At 59.2% G+C, this 395-nt stretch carries 1 pseudogene; it reads left to right on the top strand.

Annotation, left to right across the window (positions count from 1 at the left end):
• Nucleotides 1–328: pseudogene (gene ackA, locus DUK53_RS17330) on the top strand (acetate kinase); the annotation flags it as partial.
• Between the last annotated feature and the right edge of the window lie 67 nt (nt 329–395).

The following is a 395-nucleotide window of genomic DNA, read 5'->3' as shown; positions in this document are numbered from 1 at the left end:
CTATGAGACCAAGGCCGATGCCAAGCGTGCCATGGACGTCTTCTGCCACCGTCTGGCCAAGTACATCGGCGCCTATAGCGCCCTGATGGAAGGCCGTCTGGATGCCGTGATCTTCACCGGTGGTATCGGTGAGAACGCCGCGATGGTACGTGAGCTGACCCTGGACAAGCTGGGCCTGCTGGGCTTTGAAATCGATCATGAACGCAACCTGGCTGCCCGCTTCGGCAAATCAGGCAACATCACCAAAGACGGCAGCCGTCCGGCACTGGTGATCCCGACCAACGAAGAATTGGTCATCGCGCAAGACGCTTCCCGTCTGACCGCTTAATGCTCTCCACACCGTCAGCTCAGGCTGGCGGTGTTGTTTTGAGCCTGTCATCTTTGTCTGCGCCCCC

Origin of the sequence: Listeria sp. SHR_NRA_18 (assembly GCF_003856515.1) — a bacterium.
In the GTDB taxonomy this organism is placed as follows: Bacteria; Bacillota; Bacilli; order Lactobacillales; family Listeriaceae; genus Listeria_A; species Listeria_A newyorkensis.
The sequence above is the reverse complement of the archived record's forward strand: the minus strand, read 5'-3'. Positions and strand labels throughout refer to the sequence as shown.